This is a genomic window from Pseudomonas sp. HY7a-MNA-CIBAN-0227 (genome assembly GCF_040310325.1).
Taxonomy (GTDB): domain Bacteria; phylum Pseudomonadota; class Gammaproteobacteria; order Pseudomonadales; family Pseudomonadaceae; genus Aquipseudomonas.
The window spans coordinates 1-243 of record NZ_JBEOPT010000315.1 but is presented as its reverse complement, the minus strand read 5'-3'; the positions used below and the strand labels follow the sequence as shown (position 1 = coordinate 243).

General features: G+C 62.1%; 1 protein-coding gene. It reads right to left on the bottom strand.

The genetic code is table 11. The features are described 5' to 3' along the window. Nucleotides 1-243 (bottom strand): RHS repeat domain-containing protein (locus AAEZ06_RS28080; protein WP_350617462.1); only part of this gene is annotated, 243 nt, incomplete at both ends.

The following is a 243-nucleotide window of genomic DNA, read 5'->3' as shown; positions in this document are numbered from 1 at the left end:
GTGCTGGAAAACGAGACGATTGTTGTCCGGCAGGCGCAGGCTTTTGAGCTGGCCGCAGTGGTCGTAGCCATAGCGCAGCGTGCCCCAGCCTTGGTGCTCGGCGGTGAGGCGGTTCTGAATGTCGTATTCGTAGTTGAGGGGCCAGTGGCCGTCGTCGACGCTGAGCAGATTGCCGAGGCGGTCGTAGGTGTAATCGACACGGCTGCCGTCGGGCAGGGTTTTTCGTACCAGTCGACCGGCTGT